Below are 22567 nucleotides of genomic sequence, written 5' to 3'. Positions count from 1 at the left end.
GATCAATTTGCGGGTTTCGCCCTCGCGGTGGGCCCTGGTCCGGTAGATCGTGTTGTGTGACGCGAGTGCAACTGACTGATGCCGAGTGGGAGTTCATCGAGCCGTACCTGCCGATCGGCGAGTACGGCCCGTACCCCGAGCGGCTGCGTCGGCAGTTCGAGGGCGTGATCTGGCGGTTTCGGACGGGCGGCCAGTGGCGGGAGGTGCCGAGCGAGTTCGGCGCCTGGTCGACGGTCCACAACCGCTTCCGGCAGTGGAGGGACGCCGGGGTGTTCGAGGCCCTGCTGGAAGGTGCGATCGCGGAGGCCGTGAAGCGGGGTGAGGTGGACCTGTCGCTGGTCAGCGTGGACTCCACCACCGTCCGGGCCCACCACGACGCCGCGGGGATGCACCTCGACCCCGACACGCTCGCCGACCTGGAGAAGGCCGCCGAGGAGGCGGAGAAGGCCCGGCAAAAGGGGGCGGCCCGGAAGGACAAGACGGGCAGGGCGCCACGGACGACCCGGAGCGGGACGAGCGGCGGCGTGTCCGACGCAGACGCAAGCTCCGCCTGAAGGCTGCCCTGCTCGGGCGCTCCAGGGGCGGTCAGACCAGCAAGGTCCACATCGCCGGCGAGCGCAGGTGCCGCCCGCTGGTGTTCGTTCTGACCGAGGGGCAGGCCGCCGACAGCCCGCAGTTCATCCCCGTGCTGAAGAAGGTCCGGGTCCGCGGGCCGGTCGGCCGCCCCCGCACCCGGCCCGACGCGGTCGCCGGGGACAAGGCCTACTCGTCCCGCAGAAACCGCGCCTACCTGCGCAAACGCCACATCAAAGCGGTCATCCCGGAGAAGAAGGACCAGGCCGCCAACCGGAGGAAGAAGGGCAGCAAAGGCGGTCGTCCCGTCAGCCACGACGCCGAGCTCTACAGAGAGCGGAACACCGTCGAGCGCCTGATCAACAGGCTGAAGGCCTGGCGGGGGATCGCCACCCGGTTCGACAAGACACCCGAGAGCTACCTCGCCGGCCTCCAGCTTCGCGGCGCGATGATCTGGATCAAGGACCTCACCAAGACCACCCATTGATCACGACCAAATACGCTCCCTAGTACCAACGTCGTGTAGATAGCGCCTCGGACGGCTTCGTCAAGCGGCCTGAAATGGAACGGAGCTCCCTGCTAGAACCGTGTCGACCAAGATCACTGTTCGGCTAGGAGCTCCGTGGGTGCTCAGCCCGAATCCACCGAGCTGATTCGGGAGCGATCGGATCCGGGGTCTGGCGGGGGTGACCGGGTTGCGGGTGTGGGAGGTCTGCTGGTCTGCCCAGCTCTTCCACGTCTGCTCCGGTCGGGCCCTGTCGGGCGGGTGGTCGGTTTGGTGATCAGGCCGGTGGCGGGTGGGCGGCGGTGAAGAGGTCGGTGAGCGCGTGCTGCCAGGGCCAGCGGTCGGGCAGGTGGAGCGTCAGCCGTCGGGCCGAGCGGGCGAGGCGGGCCGGGACGTGGATCAGGTGGGCCCGCAGGGTCGCGGTGGTGGCCCTGGCGTGGAAGGTCCCGGCGAGGGATCCGGCGGCCCGCAGCAGGTTGTGCGTGATGGCCCACAAGGTCAGCCACGCGTTGTTCGCCTGGAAGTTCCCGGAGGGCAGGTGGGCCAGCGCTGATCCCTTGCCGTCCGCGATGACCTGCTCGACGGTCGCGTGCCGGCGGTGGTGGAGTTCGGCCTGGAGTGTGGCGAAGGGGCTGTCGGTGAACACCGGGTGGTAGCGCCAGGCAGTGAACAACTCTCCCTGTCCGGCAGCCGTTTCGGCGTTCAGGCGGCGGACCCGGCGCACGATCAGCCGGGCAGTGGTGTGCTCGGCCTTCCTGCGGCCGGTGAACGCGGTGTAGGGGATCTCGGCGACCTCGGCGTCGGAGACCAGCTCGCCGGTGTCCGGGTCGACGAACGCCTCGGGGTAGCGGATCGGCGTCCAGGCGTCCTTGCCGATCGCGCTGATCGCGGCGGCGACGTTGGGGTTCATCCGCACCGTCACGGAGAAGCCGGCATTCGCGCGGCGGCAGGCGGCCACCACGTCGGCGTTGTAGAACTGGCTGTCCGCGCGGACGATCACCGTGCCGCCCGCCCCGGCCTGCCGGGCGGCCGCCAGGGCCTCGCTCGTGAACGGTCCGGAGCCGCGGGCGTCGGCCGCTTTGCCCCGCCGCAGGCGGACCGCCGCGACCACCGGGCGGGCCGTCGGTGTGGAGAGGGTGGCCAGGACCGGGTGCAGGGTGCGCACGCCCTTGAACCGGCCGGCCTCGGCGCCCTGTTTGGCGCGTCCGTGGACCCGCCGGTGGGTGGGGTCGACGTCCACGAACGCGACCCGGTCCAGGCCGGGCAGCAGCGGGGTGGCGGTGGCCAGGCGGGCGAGGAAGTCCCGGTGCACCGCATGGAGTTGCCGGTTGTGCCCACGGGTGAAGGAGCGCAGGAAGGTGCCCAGCGTGGAGGGCGCGCGCACCCCGCGGAACAGCCGGCCCATGGCGCCGTGCCGCAGCCGGCCGGTGTCGTCGATCGAGTCGGCCCCGGCGCACATCGCCGCGACCAGCGTCATCACCTTCGCAGCCGGGTTGGCACCGCCGCTGTTGCCGGCACCGTCGATCCGCAGCCTGTCTTCGACCAGTCCGGGAAGCCCGACCCGCTCGGCCAGCCGGACCAGCGGGACCAGCCCCGCGTCCGCGACCAGGTTCGGCTCGTCGAACGCGGCGGTGAGCGCGCCGGGGCTGTGGGAGGATTTCACTTACGAGGTGCCTTGCTGGTCGGGCCGGACGGAAGCGTAGAGAACTCCCATCCCCCCAGCTCAGCAGGCACCTCTCTGCGTCACCCCGTCCCCGCGTCAGTCACAGCCCGGTGGATTCGGGCTCAGTCTGTCATCTCTCGCGAGGTTGTGGTTGCCGCAAGGGCGTTCGCGCCCGGCCATCTCGGCGAGTTGACCCGGATCGTGCCGTTCGAGATGGTCGACGAGGCGTTGACGCAGACCGGCAGAGTGCAGTCCCGGGTCCGGGACCTGCCGTCGCGAGTGGTGGTGTACCCGCTGCTGGCCGGGTCCCTGTTCCCTGGGCGGGGCTGGCGGCAGGTGTGGCAGCGGCTGGCGGCCGGCCTGGACGGTCTGCCGGTCGCGGACCCGACCGGCGGCGCCCTGGCTCAGGCCCGCAAGCGGGTTGGCGCCGAGCCGCTGCGCCGGCTGTTCGACCTGCTGCGCGGCCCGGCCGCCGGAATCGGCGCCGCCGGGGCATGGTGGCGGGGGGCTGCTGGTCTGCGCGATCGACGGCACGACGATCGCGGTGCCCGACAGCCCGGCGAACCTGACCGAGTACACCAAACACCGCTGCAACGACGGCGGTTCGGGGTATCCGGCACTGCGACTGCTGGTGCTGGTGTCCTGCGGCACCCGCACCATCCTGGACGCGGCGTTCGGACCGACCGCCGATGGCGAGACCACCTGTGCTCCGCGCCTGCTCCGCAGCCTGCACGAGGGCATGATCGTGCTGCTGGACCGCAACTTCGCCGCCCAGACCCTGGTGAACACCATCTCCGCGACCGGCGCGCAGGTGCTGGTCCGGGTGAAGAGCGGCCGCCACCTGCCGGTCCTTCGCCGCAACCGTGATGGCTCCTACCTGTCCCGGCTCGGGACCGCCGCGGTTCGCGTCATCGACTGCGAGATCACCATCACCACGGCCGCCGGCCACCGCACGGGCCTCTACCGGCTGGTGACCACCCTGACCGACCACCGGTCCCATCCCGCGGCCGAGCTGATCCGGCTCTACCACGAGCGGTGGGAGATCGAGACCGCCTATCTGGAGATCAAGTCCACAATCCTGGGCGGCCGAGTCCTGCGCGCCCGCACCCCGGCCGGCCTCGACCAGGAGATCCACGCGCTGCTGGTCGCCTACCAGGTCCTACGCCTGGCCATGGCCGACGCCACCGGCACCCGACCGGAGATCGACCCCGACCGGGCCGGCTTCACCATCGCCCTGAACACCGCCCGCGACCTGGTCATCCAGGCCGCGGGCGTCATCGCGGACACCGTCATCGACCTCGTCGGCACCATCGGCCGACGAGTCCTGGCCGACCTCATGCCCAACCGGCGCATCCGCACTTGACCCCGCGTCGTCAAACGCGCGATCTCCAAGTGCAACGCCAAAGGCACCGTCGACCGGACCAGCTACAAAGCCACCATCAGCATCGACATCCTGGCCACACCAGACCCGTGACGGAAGCCCGCAGCCGCTATCTACACGGCGTTGGTTCTAGTACTGCGTGGTGACGCTGACGCCGGAGAAGGCGTTCTGGGCGTGGAGGCTGAAGTACACCCAGCCCGCGGGCGGGTTGGTGATGGTCAGGGTCTCGCCGTTGCCCGCGTTGGTGGAGCGTGCGGTGTTGGCGCCGGTGGTGGCCCAGTTGGCGGCGTTCCAGTAGAGGTCGGCGTTGCCGGTGCCGCCGGTGGTGGTGATGGTGAGCTGCTGGACGCCGGCCGGCAGGTACAGGAAGTGGTAGCTGTAGTTGCCGGTGCTCGCGGCGAGGCCGTCGCGGCGGCAGTTCTGGTCGAACTGCCGGGTGTCGGCGTTGGTGCAGAGCGGGGCCTGCGCGGGCGGCAGGGTGCCGCAGTCGCCGGCGGCGCAGGCGGTCAGGTAGCGGGCGAAGTCGGCGTCGTAGGAGGTGCCGAGCGAGGTGAGGACGGCCCGGGCGCCGGTGAAGTCGCCGGTGCGGGTCTTGGCCAGGTAGGCGGCGACGGTCTGCGGGTGCGACTGGAGCATGTAGCGGACGGCCAGGTAGCCCCAGTTGTAGACCCGGGTGGAGTCGCTGTTGTCGTAGGTGGAGTCGAACAGGGTGCTCAGGGCGTAGGTGCCGAGGGCGGCCTGGGCGATGGCGTCGTCGTAGCGCACGTCCCGGTACGTGTAGGACATGTACTCGGCGAGGCCCTCGATCCACCAGATGTTGGGGACGGTCTGGCCGGCGTCGAAGTCGCCGTAGAAGTCGTAGCGGCCGTCGAGGTAGTGGGCGTACTCGTGGTTGAGGTTCCAGATCGAGAACGCGGGGCGCAGCCACTCGGCCTCGTGGGCGATGAAGCGGGCCTGGTTGCCCGCCTGGGACGGGTTGCCCTCCAGGTACATGCCGCCGTTGTCGACGTCGATGTCGTACATCGACCAGGCGTACAGGCGGTAGTTGTACGAGGAGTCGAAGGCGACGACCTCCAGTTGGGTGTTGACGTCACCGGGGACGGGGCCGCCGTCCTTGACGACGCGGTGGAAGAGCGCGTCCTCGTTGGCCAGGCTGGCGCAGGTGTCGGCGAGTTCGGTGTCGGACATCTGCTGGGCGCGGATGTGCAGGGTCGGGCTGCAGACCTTGTCGTTCACCAGGACCAGCGGGACGAGCCGGGTGGGCAGGTCGCACAGGCCGTAGTAGGAGCAGTTGCCCTTGTCCTTGTTCTCGGTGAACCAGGCGAGGTTCATGGTGAGCGGGCCGGTGCCGCCGACCAGCGGGTAGCGGTTGACCAGGTCCTTGACCAGCGGGCGGGCCTGGGACTGGAGCTCGGGGGAGGAGAGGAACGAGCCGAGGTCGATGCCGAGGTTCGTGGCCAGGTCGCCGCCGTTGATCATCCAGCTGTTGCGGGTGACGAAGGAGGAGATCGTGGTGGCCACGGAGGGGTCGGCGACCAGGGCGCTGTTGAACGCGGGGGTGCCGAGGCCGTTCTCCAGGACCAGCTTGGTGTTGGAGACGGCGTTCCACATCGCGCCGGTCCAGGCGGAGGTGTACCGGGTCAGCAGGTCCTTGACCACGCCGGTGTAGCGGGCGTTCTCCTGGGCGGAGTCGATCAGGATGACCGCCTCGGACAGGGTCTGGCCGTTGGCCTCGGTGACGTCCTTGGCGTGCGGGGCGGCGTAGAAGGCGTCCAGTGCGCCGCGGATCGAGGTCTGCAGGGCGGTGCCGTACGCGCCGACCACGTCGGGGTTGTACCACTGGACGTAGTAGCCGGCCCGCAGGAAGGTCACCAGCTGGCCGACGGAGCCGGAGTTGGAGCCGTCGTAGGACTGGGACGCGGTGCGCAGGGCGTCGGCGACGGTGACCATCTGCGGCTCGCGGAAGGTGGCCCGGGCCTGGCTGCCGGTGATCGAGTAGAGCTGGGAGACGCAGGTGAGGTCGGCCGCCTTGACGGCCTGGACCAGGGCGTTGCCGCTCATGGTGCCGAAGGCGGAGACGTCGCAGGAGGCGGCGCCGGCGGCGGCCGAGCCGAGCCGCTTGCTGTTCTTGGCGGGGGCGGCGCTCTGGTCGCCCTTCTGCGGGGCGGACTTGGTGCCGGTGAGGGCCTCGCCCGGGACGGGGCGGCCGTCCTTCGCCTCGTTCGGGGACTTGGGGACCGGGTGCGAGGCCGGGACGGCGGTCGTCACCCGGGCCTTCTCGGGGGCGGCAGGGGCGCTCGGGGCGGCCTGGCTCTGCGCGGCGACGCCGAGCGAGAGGGTGAGCGCGAGGGCCGGGGTGAGCAGTCGGCCCATCCGGGCCGGGGTTATCCGGAATTGACGCACGGTGGGGGACTCCGGGCGGGTCGTGGCCGGGCTGAGGGGGCACCGGCCTTCTAGTGTGTGACATGTAAAATGGCACACAATGGCGTCGGGCGGAAGAGGGAATGTCCTAGGGTTGCCCGGTGCTCACTCCGCCCGCGCTCCCCACGCCGCTGACGCCGATCGCCGATCCGAGGCTCGCCGCGGTCGGTGTGGAGCTGCGGCTGAAGCGCGACGACCTGGTGCACCCGCTGCTTCCCGGCAACAAGTGGCGCAAGCTCCTGCCGAACCTGGAGGCGGCGGTGGCGGCCGGCAGCCGGGGCCTGCTGACCTACGGCGGGGCGTACTCGACGCACCTCCGGGCGGTGGCGGCGGCCGCGAAGGCGCTCGGACTGGCCGCGGTCGGGGTGGTCCGCGGCGAGGAGCTGGCCGTCGCGGAGCGCAACTGGTCGCTGGCGGCCGCCGAGGCGGACGGCATGGTGCTGGAGTTCGTCCCGCGCTCCGCGTACCGCGCGCTGGTGGCGGGCGGCGGGCAGGCCCGGGACGGCTACTGGGTGCTGCCCGAGGGCGGCTCCAACGCCCTGGCGGTGCACGGTGCGGCGGCGGTCGCGGCCGAGCTGGACGACCTCGGCGGGCGGGACGTGGTGTGCTGTCCGGTCGGCACCGGCGGCACCCTCGCCGGGATCGCCGCCGGCCTTCCCGCCGGTGCCCGGGCGCTCGGCGTGGCCGTGCTCAAGGGTGGGGCCGGCTACCTGGAGGGCGAGGTCGCCGCGCTCCACCGGGCGGCCTGTGGACGGGAGTTCGGCAACTGGCGGCTGCACCACGGCCACCACTTCGGCGGCTACGGCCGGGTGCCGGCCGAACTGGAGGCCTTCGCCGCCGACTTCGAGCAGCGGCACGGCGTCCCGGTGGAGCGGCGGTACGTCGCCAAGACCCTGCGGGCGGTCCACGACCTGGCGCTGGCCGGGGAGTTCGCGCCCGGCACCCGGGTGACCGCGGTGGTCACCGGGCTGCCGGACGGACTCGCCGCGCGGGGGATCAGCCGAAGCTGAGGTCGGAGCAGAGGTCGCTGTCGGCCGGCCGGGCGTTCTCGGCGATGCCGGTCGGGATGGTCGACGGCAGGGCGGTGGGCCGCGCGCTGCCGGTGCCGCTCGGGGAGGCCTCCTCGGTCTCCGGGTCGGCGGGCGCGCTGTCCTGACCGAGGGTGAGCACCAGGCCGTCCGCCGCCGCGTCGGCCCGCAGTTCGGCGCCGGGGTAGAGCTGGACGAGTGCCTCGGCGGCGGCGTTCCGGCCCGGCCCGTACTCGATCAGGGTGGTGCGGCGTGGGGTGGTGTTCGGGCCGACCGTGACGTCGGAGTGGCCCTTGGCGCGCAGTGCGGAGGCCGCCTTCCCGGCCAGCCCGGGGGAGCCGGCGGCGTTGTGCACGGTGATCGGCACGTTCGGGGGGAGGGCGGCGGCCGAGCCCGAGGGCGACGCGGAGGCGGAGGCGGCCGCCGAGGAGGAGGGCGAGGCGGAGGCGCCCGGCGAGGCGGTGGCCCGGCCGTCCAGGGTGCGGTCCTGGCGGAGCAGGTTCCACAGGGTGTCGGCGTCGGGCTGGACCAGTGCGACGCGCTCGCCCTGGTAGCGCCAGGGGACGGTGACGAAGGTGATGTCGGAGAGCTTGATGCCCTGCAGTGACTGGGCGAACTCGGCGAGCTTGTACGCCGATCCGAGCTCCGGGTCGACGGTGAGCGACTTGGTCGCGGCGTCGGCCAGCGGAAGTATCGTCGTCGGGTTGAAGCCCTGCGCCTGCACCTTCTTGATCAGCGAGGACATGAAGGCCTGCTGCCGCTTCACCCGGCCGATGTCCGAGCCGTCGCCGAAGCCGTGCCGCGCCCGGACGTAGTCCAGTGCGGTCTGCCCGGAGACGGTCTGCCGGCCCTTGGTGAGGTGGATGCCGTAGGAGTCCACGTCGTTGGGCACGCACACGTCCACGCCGTGCACCGCGGCGGTCATCGCGGCGAAGCCCTTGAAGTCGACCACGATGGTGTGGTCGATCCGCAGGCCGGTCAGCGCCTCCACGGTGTTCTGCGTGCAGGCCGGGTTGCCCTTGGCGAACTCGCCGACGGTGAAGGCGGAGTTGAACATCTGGTTGTGCTTGGCGGCGGTCCACCGCCCGTCCGGGAGCCGGCAGGCCGGGACGGTCACCAGGGTGTCGCGGGGTATCGACACCCCGACGGCGTGCTGGTGGTCGGCGTAGACGTGCAGCAGGATCGCGGTGTCGGAGTGCCCGACGCCCTCCTCGCCGCCGCCCAGGCTGCCGTTGCCGTCCTGGCGGGTGTCCGAGCCGAGCAGCAGGACGTTGACCGCGCGGCCGCCGCCCGCCGCGGGCGGTGCGACCGGCGGGCGGCTGGTGGCGATGCCGTCGGCGGAGAAGGTGGTGATGTTCTGGTCCAGCCGCTGGTAGAGCCAGGCGCCGGCGCCCGCGGTGGCCAGCACCAGGACGGCGGCGGTGGCGCCGGCCGCCCGGGCGAGGCGGGCACGCCGGGGTGCGGCGGCACCCCGGACGGTTCGACGGGGGACGTCGGTCATCGGTAGGAAAGCTCTCTGTACGGCCGCGGGATTCTCGGGACTCACCTCTAAGACGGTGCGGCGGCCCGAACGGTTACACGCGAACCATCTTTGCCGAGAGGACCGACAGCCTCCCCGCCGGGGGTCAGAGTGCGGTGGACTCGGCGCCGTGCAGCATCCGCCGGAGCAGGTCGCGCAGTTGGGAGCGCTCGGACTCGTCCAGCGCGGCCAGCGGCTCGCGGGCGAAGTTGAGCGACTCGCGCAGCTCCTCGGTGGCGGTCACCCCGGTGTCGGTGGCGGCGACCAGCTTGACCCGGCGGTCCTGCGGGTCGGCCTCGCGGGTGACGAAGCCCCGGGCCTCCAGCCGGTCGACGATGCCGGTGATGTTGGACGGCTCGCACGCCAGGGTCTGCGCGATGTGCCGCATCGGCATCGGGCCGCGCCGGAGCAGGGCCAGCACCTTGGCCTGGGCGCCGGTGAGCGAGCGGGCGGCGGCGGCCTCCTCGTACTCGCGGTGGAAGAGCGCGACCAGGCTCGCCATGAGGTCCACGACCTCGCGGGTGATCGCGTCGGCGGGCTGCTGCTGCGTCTCCATGCGGTCCAGTCTACCTGAACATTTGACAACATGAACCTTTCACTCGCACGATTGCTTGAGAAGCTCAAACTTTCAGGTCGAGGAGCAAAGTCATGGCAGAGCAGGACGTCCCCACCACCGGTCGCGAATGGCACCTGGCGGCCCGCCCGCAGGGCTGGCCGACCCCGGACGACTTCGTGCTGGTCGAGGCGCCGGTCCGGCAGCCCGAGGCGGGCGAGATCCTCGTCCGCAACGCCTTCCTGTCGGTCGACCCGTACATGCGCGGGCGGATGAACGACGTGAAGTCCTACATCCCGCCGTTCCAGGTCGGCCAGGTGATGGACGGCGGCGCGGTCGGCTACGTGGTCGCCTCCGCGGCCGAGGGCTTCGAGGTCGGCGACGCCGTGCTGCACGGCCTCGGCTGGCGCGAGTACGCGACCGTCGGCGCCGCCCACGCGGTCAAGGTCGACCCGGAGCTCGCCCCGCTCTCCGCCTACCTCGGCGTGCTCGGCATGCCCGGACTCACCGCGTACGCGGGCCTGCTGGAGGTCGGCGCGCTCAAGGAGGGCGACACCGTCTTCGTCTCCGGCGCGGCCGGCGCGGTCGGCTCGCTGGTCGGCCAGATCGCCCGCCTCAAGGGCGCCAAGCGCGTCATCGGCTCGGCCGGCTCCGCGGAGAAGGTCGCGAAGCTGGTCGACGAGTACGGCTTCGACGCCGCCTTCAACTACAAGGACGGCCCGGTCCGCGACCTGCTCGCCGAGGCCGCCCCGGACGGCATCGACCTCTACTTCGACAACGTCGGCGGCGACCACCTGGAGGCCGCGATCGGCGCGCTGGGCGTCAAGGGCCGCGCGGTGCTCTGCGGCGCCATCGCCCAGTACAACGACACCGAGCCGCCGGTCGGCCCGCGCAACCTGGCGCTCGCCATCGGCAAGCGGCTGCGCCTGGAGGGCCTGCTGGTCGGCGACCACTACGGCCTGCAGCCGCAGTTCGTCGCCGAGACGGCCGGCTGGCTGAGGAGCGGCGAGCTCAAGGGCGACGAGACCGTGGTCGAGGGCATCGAGAACGCCGGCGACGCCTTCATCGGCCTGCTGCGCGGTGCCAACACCGGCAAGATGGTCGTCCGGCTCTGACCGGTCGACGCGTCCACTGACGCACCGTCATGCGCCCCCGTCCGGAAGCCCCGGGCGGGGGCGCTCCGTGTACGGGCGCACGCCGCGTGCTTCGGTCCGGATTCCGACGGGACGTCACCCGCGCCGCCCCCCGGGGCCGGTAGCGTCGGGACAGGTCCATTCGGGGGAGAGATCCGGACCGGGGGTAGACCTCTCGGTGGATCCGGCTACGATTGGAGTGAAAGCTTGTCCGTTTTGCTCAATTTGATGACCTAATGTCGAATAAGTTGAGCTTCACGGGGTAGCCAGTGGTCAGAACCTACCGGCAGACGGCGCGAGGCAGCTGGGGAAGGCGACCCTCGTCCACAGCCTGGAGGTCCCGGTGACGACTCGTGGAGTTCTCTACATCCACTCCGCGCCCCGCGCGCTGTGCCCGCACGTCGAGTGGGCGGTCGCGGGCGTGCTCGGCGTGCGGGTCAGCCTCGACTGGATCCGCCAGCCCGCCGCGCCCGGCCACTGGCGCGCCGAGCTGTCCTGGCAGGGCGAGCCCGGCACCGCGTCGCGGCTGGCCTCGGCGCTGCGCGGTTGGCAGCTGATGCGGTACGAGGTCACCAGCGAGCCCTGCGCCACCGCGGAGGGCGAGCGGTACAGCTCCACGCCCGGCCTCGGCATCTTCCACGCCGTCACCGGCATCCACGGGGACATCCTGATCCCGGAGGACCGGCTGCGCGCCGTGCTGCTGCGCGCCCGCAACGAGGGCGGCGACCTGGAGTCCGAGATCGCCCGCCTGCTCGGCAAGCCGTGGGACGACGAGCTGGAGCCCTTCCGCTACGCGGGCGAGGGCGCCCCGGTCCGCTGGCTCCACCAGGTGGTGTGAACGCGCAGGAGGGGCCCGGGGCGACGCCCCGGGCCCCTCCTCACGGGCGGCTTCAGACCGTGCGGAAGGCCAGCACCACGTTGTGGCCGCCGAAGCCGAACGAGTTGTTCAGCGCGGCGATCCGGCCCTCGGGCAGCTTGCGGGGCTCGTCACGGACGATGTCCGCGTCGATGTCGTCGTCGAGGTCCTCGACGTTGACGGTCGGCGGGGCGAGCCGGTTGTGCAGCGCGAGCACGGTGGCGACGGTCTCGATGCCGCCGGCGCCGCCGAGCAGGTGGCCGGTCATCGACTTGGTGGCGGAGATCGCCACGTGGTCGAGGTGCTCGCCGAGCTCCTTGCGCAGCGCCTTCACCTCGGCGGTGTCGCCCTGCGGGGTCGAGGTGGCGTGCGCGTTGACGTGCACGACCTCCGACTTGTCCAGGTCGTTGCGGGCGAACAGGTCGGCGATCGCGCGGGCGACGCCGGCACCGGTCGGCTCCGGCTGCGCGATGTGGTGGGCGTCCGAGGACAGGCCCTGGCCGACGGCCTCGCAGTAGACCCGGGCACCGCGCGCGGCGGCGTGCTCCGCGGACTCCAGCACCACGACACCGGCGCCCTCGCCGAGCACGAAGCCGTCGCGGCCCTTGTCGTACGGGCGCGAGGCGCGCTGCGGCTCGTCGTTGTTCTTGGACATCGCCATCATGTTGGAGAAGGCGACGATCGGCAGCGGGTGGATCGCGGCCTCGGTACCGCCGGCGATCACGACGTCGGCGCGGCCGGTGCGGATCATCTCGATCGCGTAGCCGATCGCCTCGGCGCCGGAGGCGCAGGCGGAGACGGGGGTGTGCACGCCGGCGCGCGCGCCGACCTCCAGGCCGACGTTGGCGGCGGGGGAGTTCGGCATCAGCATCGGCACGGTGTGCGGGGAGACCTTGCGGACGCCCTGCTCCTTGAGCACGTCGTACTGGTCGAGCAGGGTGGTGACGCCGCCGATGCCGGAGGCGATCACGGCGCCCAGGCGCTCGGGGTTCAGCGGGGAGCCCTCGGCGGTGGCCGGGGTCTCGTACCCGGCGTCGGCCCAGGCCTCGCGGGCGGCGATCAGCGCGAACTGCGCCGAGCGGTCCAGCTTGCGGGCCAGCGGGCGGGGCAGGATCTCGCCCGGCTCGACCGCGACGCGCGCGGCGATCCGGACGGGGAGGTCGGTGGCCCACTCCTCGGTCAGCGCGGCCACGCCGGAACGGCCCTCGACGAGGCCCTCCCAGAACGAGGCGGCGTCGCCGCCCAGCGGCGTGAAGGCGCCGATACCCGTGACGACCACGGTGCGGTTTTCAGCGGTCACTGGTTTCTTCTTCTCTCACGTGTGCTTGGTGGTGGCGGGGCGCCGGAGGAGTGGGGGAGGACCGACCGGGGCGCGCTGGGCGCCCCGGCCGGGGGTGACCAGAGGTCAGGCGTTCTCGATGATGTAGTTCACCGCGTCGCCGACGGTCTTGAGGTTCTTGACCTCGTCGTCCGGGATCTTGACGCCGAAGCGCTCCTCGGCGGCCACGACGACCTCGACCATGGACAGCGAGTCGACGTCCAGGTCGTCGGTGAACGACTTGTCGAGCTCGACGTCCTCGGTCGGGATGCCGGCGATCTCGTTGACGATCTCGGCGAGACCCTCGAGAACCTCGGTCTGGGTAGCCATATCGGCTGCTCCTCTTCGGTGTTGACAGCGGCGGCCCGACAGGCCGTCGCAGGTTTCTTTCGGATGGGGCGTAGACGCCTAGGGGAGAGTAACGACTGCGGCCGCGTAGACCAGACCCGCCCCGAACCCGATGATCAGGGCCAGGTCGCCGCTCTTCGCCTCACCGCGCTCCAGCATGGCTTCCATCGCCAGCGGGATGGAGGCGGCGGAGGTGTTGCCGGTCTCGGCGATGTCGCGGGCGACGGGCACCGACGCGGGAAGCTTGAGTGCCTTGATCATGGCATCGGTGATGCGCATGTTGGCCTGGTGCGGGATGAACGCGCCGAGCTGGTCGGCGGTGATCCCGGCGGCGTCCAGCGCCTCCTGGGCCACCTTGGCCATCTCCCACACGGCCCAGCGGAAGACCGTCTGGCCCTCCATCCGCAGGGCCGGCCACTTGGTCTCCTCACCGGCGCCGTTGACGGCGTCCGGCTTGGCGAAGGCGGTGTCCCAGGCCTGGGTCTGCGAGATCACGTCGGCCTGCGAGCCGTCGGAGCCCCAGATCACCTTGCCGATGCCGGGCACCGGGGACGGGCCGACGACCGCGGCGCCGGCGCCGTCGCCGAAGATGAAGGCGGTCGAGCGGTCCGAGGTGTCGGTCAGGTCGCTGAGCCGCTCCACGCCGATCACCAGCACGTACTCGGCGCTGCCGCCGCGCACCATGCCGTCGGCCAGGCTCAGGCCGTAGCCGAAGCCCGCGCAGGCGGCCGAGATGTCGAACGCCGGGGCGGTGCCGCAGCCGAGCCGCTGGGCGATCTCGGTGGCGATGGCCGGGGTCTGCTTCAGGTGCGAGACGGTCGCGACGATCACGCCGCCGATCTGCTCCGGGGCGATGCCGGCCTGGGCGATCGCCTTGCCGGCGGCCTGCACCGACATCTCGGCGACGGTCTCCTCGGCGGTCGCCCAGCGGCGCTCGGCGATGCCGGACCGGCTGCGGATCCACTCGTCGGTGGACTCGATCCAGTTCAGCACCTCGGCGTTGGGGATCACCCGGGACGGGCGGTAGCCGCCGACCCCGTGGATGCGCGAGTACTGGGCGCCGGAGGCCGGCTTGATCTGAGGCGTGGTCATGCGTTGCTCTCCTGAGCGCCGTGCTCGGCCACCAGCTCACGGGCCTTGTCGAGATCGGCGGGGGTCTTGAGGGCAAGCGTCGCGACACCCTTGACGTTGCGCTTGACCAGGTTGGTGAGAGTACCGGCCGGCGACAGCTCGATCACGGCCGTCGCACCCAGCTGCTGCAGGGTCTCCATGCACAGGTCCCAGCGGACCGGGTTGGACACCTGGGAGACCAGGCGGGCGAGCACCTCGGCGCCGTTGCCGACCACCTCGCCGTCCTTGTTGGAGACGTACGCGACCAGCGGGTCGGCAGCGGTCAGGGTCGGGGCGAGCTTCTCCAGCCGCGCCTGGCCCGGGGCCATGTGCGCGGTGTGGAAGGCGCCGGCCACCTTCAGCGGGATCAGCCGGGCGCCGGCCGGCGGGTCCGCCTTCAGCGCCGCCAGCTGGTCCAGGGTGCCGGCCGCGACGATCTGGCCGCCGCCGTTGTTGTTCGCCGCGGTCACGCCGTGCTCGGCCAGCTTCGCGGCGACCTCCTCCGGGTCGCCGCCGAGCACGGCGGCCATCCCGGTCGCGGTCACCGCGGCGGCCTCGGCCATGCCCAGGCTGCGCTCGCGGACGAAGGCCAGCGCGTCCTCGGCGGTCAGCACGCCGGTCAGCGCGGCGGCGGTGATCTCACCGACGCTGTGGCCCGCCAGCGCGGACACCCGCGCGGTCAGGTCGCCGTCCGCGAACAGCGCGCCGGAGGTGACCAGGCCGGCGGCGACCAGCAGCGGCTGGGCGACGGCGGTGTCCTTGATCTCCTCCTCGGACGCCTCGGTACCGGCGTGGACCAGGTCGAGCCCGGCCACGGCGGACCACTGCCGCAGCCGGTCGGCCACGCCGTCCAGCTCGAGCCAGGGGTTGAGGAAGCCGGGGGTCTGAGCACCCTGTCCAGGGGCGACGATTACGAGCACGGTTCAACCCTCTCTCGCCGGACGCCCGGGGGCGGGTAGGCGACGATGACGAAGAAAAGCACGTCGGCTTGTGGACTCCCTACAGTGGCTTCAGCCCTGCTCGGTGACCGTCCCGAGACGTCCCAGGGCAAGGGCGATGCGCAGGGTGAAGGCCGAACGTACGTCGGACGGAGCATAGCCGGTGACGTCAGTCACACGACGCAGCCGGTAGCGCACGGTGTTCGGGTGGACGAAGAGCATCCGGGCCGCGCCCTCAAGAGAGGACGCCTGCTCCAGAAAGACACTCAGCGTCTCCAGGAGTGCCGACCCGGCCTCCTCCAGCGGTGTGTAGATCTCCTCCACCAACTGACGGCGGGCCACCTCGTCCCCGGCCAGCGCCCGTTCCGGCAGCAGGTCGTCCGCCAGCACCGGGCGCGGCGCGTCCGGCCACGCCGCGCACGCCTTCAGACCCTGCGCCGCCGCGTGCGCGCTGCGGGTCGCCGACAGCAGGTCGCCGACCGCCGGACCGACCACCACCGGGCCCGGCGCGAACTGGCCGATCAGCGCCCGGGCCGCGTGCACCGGCTCCTTGCCGCCGCCGACCACCACCACCAGCCGCCGGCCCAGCACCCCGGTCAGCACGTGCAGCTTGGCGTACCGGGCGGCCCGGCGGATCGCCTCCACCACCAGCTCGCTGTCGCCGTCCGGCGCGCTGCCCATCACCACGCGTACCTGGGCGGGCTGTCCCCAGCCCAGCGCCGCCGCCCGGGAGAGCACTCCCTCGTCCGCGTCACCCGACAGCAGCGAGTTGACGACCAGCGCCTCCAGCCGCGCGTCCCACGCGCCGCGGGCCTCCGCGGCCTGCGCGTACACCTGCGCGGTGGCGAACGCGATCTCCCGCGCGTACACCAGCACCGACTCGCGCATCCCGGCCTCGTCGCCGGGGGCGGCCACCTCCTCGATGGCCTCCTCCATCACCTCGATGGTGGTGCGGATCAGCTCCACCGTCTGGCGCAGGGTGATCGCCCGGGTCAGCTCGCGCGGCGCGGTGCCGAACACGTCCGTGGAGATCGCCTGCGGCGCCTCCGGGTGCCGGTACCACTCGGTGAAGGCGGCGATGCCCGCCTGGGCGACCAGGCCGATCCAGGAACGGTGCTCCGGCGGCATCCGCCGGTACCAGGCCAGCTGGTCGTCCATCCGGGCGATCGCGTTGGTCGCCAACTTGCCCGAGGACTTCTCCAGCCGCTTGAGCGTCGCCGCCCGCAGCTCCGCCCGCTCGGCGGCGAGCCGGCGCTCCTCCGCCGTCATCCGCCCGCGCCCGGGGCTGGACGACGCCGCCCCCCGGACCGGCGCCTTGGGCGGGGCGGCCTTCGCCGCACCGGCCTTGCCGGCGGCCTTCCGGGCGGCGGGCTTGCGCTCGGATGTCGTTTTGTCGGGTTTCGCTGAAGGGGCTGGCACAGCACTAGCCTGCCTCACCCGGAGCCGTGCTCGTGCACGACCCCGCCGGATCACCCCGGTGGCCCCGGTCACACCGGGTTACCGTAGGCCCCGTGACCGACACCAGTGAACGCCCCCGAGCCGACCTGCGGCGGGCCCCCGAGCGGTACCTCTCCCGGCCGGAGGAGGGCATCGAGACCCGGCACGCCTTCTCCTTCTCCGGGCACTACGACCCGAAGAACACCCACTTCGGGGCGCTGCTCGCGTGCAACGAGGAGACGCTGGCCGCGGGCGCGGGCTTCGACGAGCACCGCCACCGGGACACCGAGATCCTCACCTGGGTCGTCGAGGGCGCCCTCGCCCACCGGGACAGCGACGGGCACGCGGGCGTGGTGCGGCCCGGCATGGTGCAGCACCTGTCGGCCGGTTCGGGCGTCAGCCACACCGAGCGGAACATCGGCGGGGCCGAGGGGCCGGTCCGCTTCGTCCAGATGTGGCTGCAGCCCGACGCGTTCGACGCCGAGCCCGCGTACGGCCTGCGCCGGGTCGACCCGGCGCAGGGTGGGCTGACGCTGCTCGCCTCCGGGATGGCGCGCGACGAGGACGGCGAGGCGCTGCGGCTGCGGCGCAGCGACGCCGCGCTGTGGCTGGTCCGGGCCGGCGCCTGGCAGCCGCTGCCCGAGCTGCCCTCCGCGCCCTTCCGCTACGCGCACCTGACGGCCGGTTCGGTCGGCTACCGCACCGTCCCCGGCCCGCAGGGCGGCGGCCGGTCGATGGCTCCCGGCGACAGCGTCCGGATCACCGGCGCCGCCTTCGCCGACCCGGTCGCCGGCGAGGACGGCGCCGAACTGCTGCTGTGGGAGATGCACTCGCCGGTGTCGTACGGCTGAGGCGGTGGATCCCCCTTGGTCCGGTGGCGGCCGGGTGGCGTGATCGTCCGACCGTACGACGGCGAACCAGGGGGAGTCCGGGTGTTCGGAAGCAGGAAGCGCAAGGAGCAGAAGGCCGCGCGGTGGCAGGAGCTGCACGAGCGCGCGGTGCGGCAGGCGCTGGCGTTCCGGGAGGAGATCGAGGAGCGGTGCGGTCCTCCCCTCGGAGGACCGAACCCTCAGCGCCCGCTACCGCGAACTGGACCTGGAACTCGCCGAGCTCCGCGACTCGCTCGCCGGCTAGCCGCCGGAGCCCGCTACCGCAGCTCGGCCAGGACGGCGTCGGCGAGCTGCGGCCAGACCTCCGCCGCCCACGGGCCGAAGTCGCGGTCGGTGAGGGCGACGCACGCTACGCCGGCGGCGGGGTCCACCCACAGGAAGGTGCCGGACTGGCCGAAGTGGCCGAAGGTCGCGGGGGAGTTGGCGGTGCCCGTCCAGTGCGGGGCCTTGCCGTCGCGGATCTCGAAACCGAGGCCCCAGTCGTTCGGCCGCCGGTGCCCGAAGCCCGGCAGCACGCCGTTGGTCCCGGGGAAGGCGACCTCGCGGGTCGCGGCGTGCAGGGTGGACGGGTCCAGCAGCTTCGGCGCCTGCAGCTCGGCGGCGAACAGCGCCAGGTCGGCGACGGTGGACAGGCCGCCCGCGCCCGCGGGGGAGCGGTGCGCGGTGTTGATCAGCGTGGAGTGCATCCCCAGCGGCTCGAACACCGCCTCCGCCGCGTACCGCCCGAACTCGATCCCGGACGCCTCGGCGAGCGCCGCCGCCAGGACGTCGAAACCGGCGTTGGAGTACAGCCGCCGGTTGCCCGGCTCCGCCATCACCCGGTGCTCGTCGAACGCCAGCCCCGAGGTGTGCGCCAGCAAGTGCCGCACGGTCGACCCCGCCGGGCCCGCCGGGTCGTCCAGCTCGAAGACGCCCTCCTCGACCGCGACCAGCGCCGCGTACGAGGTGAGCAGCTTGGTCACCGACGCCAGCGGGAAGAGGTGCTGCTGCGGCCCGTGCGAGCCCAGCACCGCGCCGTCCGCGCCCCGCACCACCGCCGCCGCGGCGTTCGGCACCGGCCAGTCCTCGATCATCCGCAAGCTCTGCATGCGCCGAACTCTAGACGACCCGGTCGGCCGCGCCGCGTGCCAGGCTTGCTTGGAGTGCACTCCAACTCAGTAGCGTCGTTCCCGTCGCCGAAACCCGGGGGTCAGACCAGTGGCAACGATCGCATCCGTCCATGCCGACCTGCTCAGTTGCAGCGAGGCGTACAACGCGGCCACCGCCGACGCCGACCGCACCCCGCGGCACACCATCAGCGAGGTCTCCGCGGCCAGCGGACTCACCGCCCACACGCTCCGCTGGTACGAGCGGATCGGCCTGCTGGACCCGATCGACCGCTCGCACTCCGGCCAACGCCGGTACAGCGACGCCGACCTGGCCCGGCTGGCCTTCCTCGGCCGGCTGCGGCTGACCGGCATGCCCGTCGCCGACATGCAGCGCTACGTCGAACTGGCGCGCGGCGGCGACGGCACCCGGGCCGACCGGCGCGACCTGCTGGTCGCCCACCGCGAGGAGGTCCGCCGGCGGATCGCCGATCTGCACGCGACCCTCGCCGTCCTCGACTACAAGATCGACCTCTACTCCGCCTCCCCCGGCCTCGCGGCCGAAGAATCTGAACGGATGAGCGCATGAGTGACCTCCCCACCGCCGTACTCGGCACCGACGGCCCGACCGTGGGCATCCAGGGCCTCGGCTGCATGGGCATGAGCGAGTTCTACGGCCCGACCGACACCGACGAGGCCCTCGCCACCCTGGACTCCGCCCTGGAGCAGGGCGTCACCCTCTTCGACACCGCCGACATCTACGGCTCCGGCCACAACGAGGAACTGATCGGCCCCTTCGTCCGCGCCAACCGCGACCGGGTCGTCCTCGCCACCAAGTTCGCCATCGAGCGCCGCGCCGACGACCCGACCTACCGGGCCGTGCGCAACGACCCGGCGTACATCCGCTCCGCCGTCGACGCCTCGCTGCGCCGGCTCGGCGTCGACGTGATCGACCTCTACTACATGCACCGCCGCGACCCGCAGGTGCCGCTCGCCGAATCGGTCGGCGCGATGGCGGAACTGGTCGCGGCCGGGAAGGTCCGGCACCTGGGCCTGTCCGAGGTGACCGGCGCGGAGCTGCGCGAGGCGTACGCGGTCCACCCGATCGCGGCGCTGCAGTCCGAGTGGTCGATCTTCTCCCGGGACGTCGAGCGGACCGCGGTGCCCGCCGCCGCGGAGCTCGGGGTCGCGTTCGTGCCCTACTCCCCGCTCGGCCGGGGCTTCCTGACCGGCGCCTTCAGCGCCGCCGAGCAGCTCTCCGCGGACGACTACCGGCGCTACCACCCGCAGTTCTCCGGGCCGAACGCCGCCGGGAACGCGGCACTCGTCGCGCCGATCCAGCAGATCGCCGCCGAGCGCGGGGTGACCGCGGCGCAGGTGGCCCTCGCCTGGGTGCAGCAGCGGGCGCAGGTCCACGGGCTGACCGTGGTGCCCATCCCCGGCACCCGCAAGCGCACCCGCCTCGCGGAGAACGTCGCCGCCGCGACGCTCGCCCTCACCCCGGACGAGCTCGCCGCCCTGGAGCCCATCGCCGCCAAGGTCGAGGGCAACCGCTACGCCGACATGTCGTCGACGTCCGCCGGCCGCGAGTAGGGCAAACACGGGGTGCGTGGGGGCCCGGCGTACCCCCCGCGCACCCCGTGCGGGGCTCCCGCCGTGCTCAGACTTCCCGGCCGAGCCACGCCGCGAGGCGGGTGGTGGGGGTGGCGTCCGCGGGGGCGGGGCGGACGGGGCCGAAGGGGACGTTCTCGTCGCGCTGGTCGGCGGGGAGGACCTGCTGGGCGATGGCGAGGGCGCCGAGGGCGAGCTCGTCGTCGAAGGCGGTGCCGGGGGCCACGACCTGGGCGATGTCCCAGGTGTGGGTGACGGCCTCCATGATGTAGCCGCCGAGCGCGAAGCGGCCGGGGACGGTGCCCCACGGCACCGCGGAGGGCCGGTCGAGCTTGGTGTCGTCGGCCCAGGCGGCGACGGCCCGCTCGCGGGCGCGTCCGAGCGTCGGAGCCCACTCGCCGTCGCCGACCTCGCCGGTCGCCGCGGCGACGTCCTGGCTGTGCCCGCCCTCGCCGACGTAGGCGATGCGGTGGACGCCGCCGACGGTGTGGCTGAGCAGGTCGCGCAGGGTGTACTCGCTGCACGGGGTGGACCGGTCGAGCTGCTCGGGGGTGACCTGCTGGAGCAGCTTCTCGAGCTGGTCGAGGGCGCGCAGGTAGTTCGGGCGGGGGTCGAAGCTGGTGGCGTCCATGGTGGTGGCGGCCCTTTCTGACGGGGTGTCCGGCTGACGGGGACCACTCTCCCGGCCATACCTGACAACCTCTGTCAGCATTTACAGTGGCTCCGTGCGAGCCGACCGCCTGCTGTCGATCATGCTGCTGTTGCAGACCCGGGGCCTGGTGCCCGCCGCCGAGCTGGCGGAGCGCCTGGAGGTCTCCGTCCGCACGGTGTACCGGGACGTGGAGGCGCTGTCCGCGGCCGGGGTGCCGGTCTTCGCGGAGCGGGGCCGGAACGGCGGGATCCGGCTGCTGGCCGGCTACCGCACCGACGTCACGGGGCTGACGGCGGACGAGGCGCGGGCGCTGTTCGTGCTGGCCACCGACGGGACGCACGACGCGCTGGGCCTGGGCGGGGCGATCGGTTCGGCGCTGCGCAAGGTGATGGCGGCGCTGCCGGCCCCGCACCGGCCGGAGGCGGAGCGGACCAGTGAGCGGATCCTGGTGGACCCGGTCCGCTGGACGAAGGGGCCGGCCGCGCCCGGCCCGGCCGACCTGGGCGAGCTCCAGCGCGCGGTGTTCGACGACCGCCGCCTCGCGCTGCGGTACCGGCACAGCGGTGCGGCGGAGCCGAGCGCGTACACGGTCGATCCGTACGGCCTGGTGAGCAAGGCGGGCGTCTGGTACCTGGTGGCGGACGTGGACGGCGCGCCTCGGCTGTTCCGCGCGGACCGGGTGGCGCGGGCGCGGGCCACCGAGGAACCGGTCCGCAGGCGCGAGGTCGGGCTGGGCGAGGTGTGGGGCGTGCTGCGCGACCAGGTGGAGCGGCAGCGCGACGACGTGCGGGTGACCGCGCGGGTGCGCCGCCGCCGGCTGGACATGCTGCTGCGGATCCACGCCGCGTCGCTGATCGGCCCGCCGACCGAGGACGGCCCGGACCACGTGCTGGTGGAGTTCGGCTTCGGGGCCCTCGACGCGGCCCGCACGCTGCTCCCGTTCGGCACCGACGTCGAGGTGCTGACCCCGCCGGCGGCCCGCCGGGTCCTCGCGCGGGCCGCCGCCGACACCGTGCGGATGTACGCCGACGGGTGAGCCGGGTGAGCCGGGCGAGGGGTCAGTGGACGAGGCCGTCCCAGCCCCAGCGCGGGGTGGGGCCGGGGTCGCCGAGGTCGGTGCCGGCCGGGTCGGCGGAGACCTGCAGGGCGATCTTCGTGCCCCAGTCGAAGTACTCCATGACCCGGGTGCGCAGCCGCTCGTCGGCGGGCAGCTCGGCGCGGACGGCGTCGCCCATCAGTTCCATCCAGCGCAGCCGCTGCTCCTCGGTGATGCGCAGGCCCAGGTGGCTGCGGAGCAGCCGCTGGTGGCCGCCCAGCTCGGTGGTGAAGCGGTCCGGGCCGCCGAAGACCTCGGCCAGCCAGACGGCGACGTGCTCGGTGTGGGTGGGGGTGAAGTCGGCGAAGACGGGGGCAAGCACCTCGTCGGCGAGCACCGCCTCGTAGAACGCCTCGGTGAGGCGGTGCAGCGCGTCCGCGCCGCCGATCGCCTGGTACAGGGACTGCTCGGGCATCGTTCCTCCGTGCTGGGGCTCGAGTCGTACCCAGC

The 22567-nt window shown here is 72.7% G+C and carries 20 protein-coding genes and 2 pseudogenes; 10 read left to right on the top strand and 12 right to left on the bottom strand.

What is annotated here, in order from left to right; all coding sequences use genetic code 11:
* Positions 1-56 precede the first annotated feature (56 nt).
* Positions 57-1060: pseudogene (locus ABEB06_RS12545) on the top strand (IS5 family transposase).
* Positions 1061-1355: 295 nt separating this feature from the next.
* Here ABEB06_RS12545 and ABEB06_RS12540 read toward each other — a convergent pair.
* Positions 1356-2741, bottom strand: a complete 1386-nt coding sequence (locus tag ABEB06_RS12540) for an IS1380 family transposase (protein ID WP_345696932.1) — start codon at positions 2739-2741, stop codon at positions 1356-1358.
* Between the two features lie 213 nt (positions 2742-2954).
* Between ABEB06_RS12540 and ABEB06_RS12535 the strand changes: the two are divergent.
* A pseudogene (locus tag ABEB06_RS12535) lies at positions 2955-3134 on the top strand (transposase domain-containing protein); the annotation flags it as partial.
* 151 nt (positions 3135-3285) lie between these two features.
* Positions 3286-4104, top strand: a complete 819-nt coding sequence (locus tag ABEB06_RS12530) for an IS4 family transposase (protein ID WP_345696931.1) — start codon at positions 3286-3288, stop codon at positions 4102-4104.
* Positions 4105-4251: 147 nt separating this feature from the next.
* Here the strand turns inward: ABEB06_RS12530 and ABEB06_RS12525 are convergent, their stop codons facing one another.
* The gene (locus ABEB06_RS12525) at positions 4252-6495 is read right to left on the bottom strand and encodes a M9 family metallopeptidase (RefSeq protein WP_345696930.1); all 2244 of its coding nucleotides are present in this window, start codon (positions 6493-6495) and stop codon (positions 4252-4254) included.
* Positions 6496-6644: 149 nt separating this feature from the next.
* On the opposite strand from ABEB06_RS12525, the gene ABEB06_RS12520 reads away from it, so the two are divergent.
* Entirely contained in the window at positions 6645-7553 is a 909-nt protein-coding gene (locus ABEB06_RS12520) for a pyridoxal-phosphate dependent enzyme (protein WP_345696929.1), read from the top strand.
* On the opposite strand, the gene ABEB06_RS12515 is transcribed toward ABEB06_RS12520, so the two are convergent.
* Both ABEB06_RS12515 and ABEB06_RS12510 read right to left on the bottom strand, forming a co-directional pair.
* Positions 7540-9072: an LCP family protein gene (locus ABEB06_RS12515; protein ID WP_345696928.1), complete on the bottom strand. Its 1533-nt coding sequence runs from the start codon at positions 9070-9072 to the stop codon at positions 7540-7542. The two genes, ABEB06_RS12520 and ABEB06_RS12515, sit on opposite strands and share 14 nt — an antisense overlap.
* A 124-nt stretch (positions 9073-9196) precedes the next feature.
* Complete coding sequence (locus ABEB06_RS12510; RefSeq protein ID WP_345696927.1) at positions 9197-9646, bottom strand: MarR family winged helix-turn-helix transcriptional regulator; 450 nt, start codon at positions 9644-9646, stop codon at positions 9197-9199.
* Positions 9647-9738: 92 nt separating this feature from the next.
* On the opposite strand from ABEB06_RS12510, the gene ABEB06_RS12505 reads away from it, so the two are divergent.
* Positions 9739-10758: an NADP-dependent oxidoreductase gene (locus ABEB06_RS12505; RefSeq protein ID WP_345696926.1), complete on the top strand. Its 1020-nt coding sequence runs from the start codon at positions 9739-9741 to the stop codon at positions 10756-10758.
* Between the two features lie 361 nt (positions 10759-11119).
* Positions 11120-11614 carry a DUF3145 domain-containing protein gene (locus tag ABEB06_RS12500; RefSeq protein WP_345696925.1) on the top strand — a complete coding sequence of 165 codons (495 nt, stop codon included), beginning with the start codon at positions 11120-11122 and terminating at the stop codon, positions 11612-11614.
* 52 nt (positions 11615-11666) lie between these two features.
* On the opposite strand, the gene fabF is transcribed toward ABEB06_RS12500, so the two are convergent.
* The 5 genes from fabF to ABEB06_RS12475 form a co-directional block, all read right to left on the bottom strand.
* Positions 11667-12932, bottom strand: a complete 1266-nt coding sequence (fabF, locus tag ABEB06_RS12495; RefSeq protein WP_345696924.1) for a beta-ketoacyl-ACP synthase II — start codon at positions 12930-12932, stop codon at positions 11667-11669.
* A 105-nt stretch (positions 12933-13037) separates the two neighbouring features.
* Positions 13038-13280, bottom strand: coding sequence for an acyl carrier protein (locus ABEB06_RS12490; RefSeq protein WP_253798526.1), 243 nt, complete (start codon positions 13278-13280; stop codon positions 13038-13040).
* Between the two features lie 78 nt (positions 13281-13358).
* A complete protein-coding gene (locus tag ABEB06_RS12485) occupies positions 13359-14390 on the bottom strand; it encodes a beta-ketoacyl-ACP synthase III (protein ID WP_345696923.1) in 1032 nt (343 codons plus the stop codon).
* Positions 14387-15328: an ACP S-malonyltransferase gene (locus ABEB06_RS12480; RefSeq protein WP_345696922.1), complete on the bottom strand. Its 942-nt coding sequence runs from the start codon at positions 15326-15328 to the stop codon at positions 14387-14389. Before ABEB06_RS12480 ends, ABEB06_RS12485 begins: the two co-directional genes overlap by 4 nt.
* A gap of 90 nt (positions 15329-15418) precedes the next feature.
* Positions 15419-16615, bottom strand: a complete 1197-nt coding sequence (locus tag ABEB06_RS12475) for a PucR family transcriptional regulator (RefSeq protein WP_345701824.1) — start codon at positions 16613-16615, stop codon at positions 15419-15421.
* A gap of 242 nt (positions 16616-16857) precedes the next feature.
* Here ABEB06_RS12475 and ABEB06_RS12470 point away from each other — a divergent pair, with 242 nt between their 5' ends.
* Positions 16858-17634 carry a pirin family protein gene (locus tag ABEB06_RS12470; RefSeq protein WP_345696921.1) on the top strand — a complete coding sequence of 259 codons (777 nt, stop codon included), beginning with the start codon at positions 16858-16860 and terminating at the stop codon, positions 17632-17634.
* 296 nt (positions 17635-17930) lie between these two features.
* Here ABEB06_RS12470 and ABEB06_RS12465 read toward each other — a convergent pair whose 3' ends face one another.
* A complete protein-coding gene (locus ABEB06_RS12465) occupies positions 17931-18761 on the bottom strand; it encodes a serine hydrolase domain-containing protein (RefSeq protein ID WP_345696920.1) in 831 nt (276 codons plus the stop codon).
* 139 nt (positions 18762-18900) lie between these two features.
* On the opposite strand from ABEB06_RS12465, the gene ABEB06_RS12460 reads away from it, so the two are divergent.
* Complete coding sequence (locus tag ABEB06_RS12460) at positions 18901-19347, top strand: MerR family transcriptional regulator (RefSeq protein ID WP_345701823.1); 447 nt, start codon at positions 18901-18903, stop codon at positions 19345-19347.
* The gene (locus ABEB06_RS12455) at positions 19344-20351 is read left to right on the top strand and encodes an aldo/keto reductase (protein ID WP_345696919.1); all 1008 of its coding nucleotides are present in this window, start codon (positions 19344-19346) and stop codon (positions 20349-20351) included. Before ABEB06_RS12460 ends, ABEB06_RS12455 begins: the two co-directional genes overlap by 4 nt.
* 67 nt (positions 20352-20418) lie before the next feature.
* Here the strand turns inward: ABEB06_RS12455 and ABEB06_RS12450 are convergent, their stop codons facing one another.
* Positions 20419-21000, bottom strand: a complete 582-nt coding sequence (locus tag ABEB06_RS12450; protein WP_345696918.1) for a TIGR03086 family metal-binding protein — start codon at positions 20998-21000, stop codon at positions 20419-20421.
* 94 nt (positions 21001-21094) lie between these two features.
* On the opposite strand from ABEB06_RS12450, the gene ABEB06_RS12445 reads away from it, so the two are divergent.
* Positions 21095-22057, top strand: coding sequence for a helix-turn-helix transcriptional regulator (locus ABEB06_RS12445; protein WP_345696917.1), 963 nt, complete (start codon positions 21095-21097; stop codon positions 22055-22057).
* A gap of 22 nt (positions 22058-22079) precedes the next feature.
* Here the strand turns inward: ABEB06_RS12445 and ABEB06_RS12440 are convergent, their stop codons facing one another.
* Complete coding sequence (locus ABEB06_RS12440) at positions 22080-22532, bottom strand: group II truncated hemoglobin (protein WP_345696916.1); 453 nt, start codon at positions 22530-22532, stop codon at positions 22080-22082.
* Positions 22533-22567 lie beyond the last annotated feature (35 nt).

This window comes from Kitasatospora terrestris, from assembly GCF_039542905.1.
Taxonomy (GTDB): Bacteria; Actinomycetota; Actinomycetes; order Streptomycetales; family Streptomycetaceae; genus Kitasatospora; species Kitasatospora terrestris.
The sequence above is the reverse complement of the archived record's forward strand: the minus strand, read 5'-3'. Positions and strand labels throughout refer to the sequence as shown.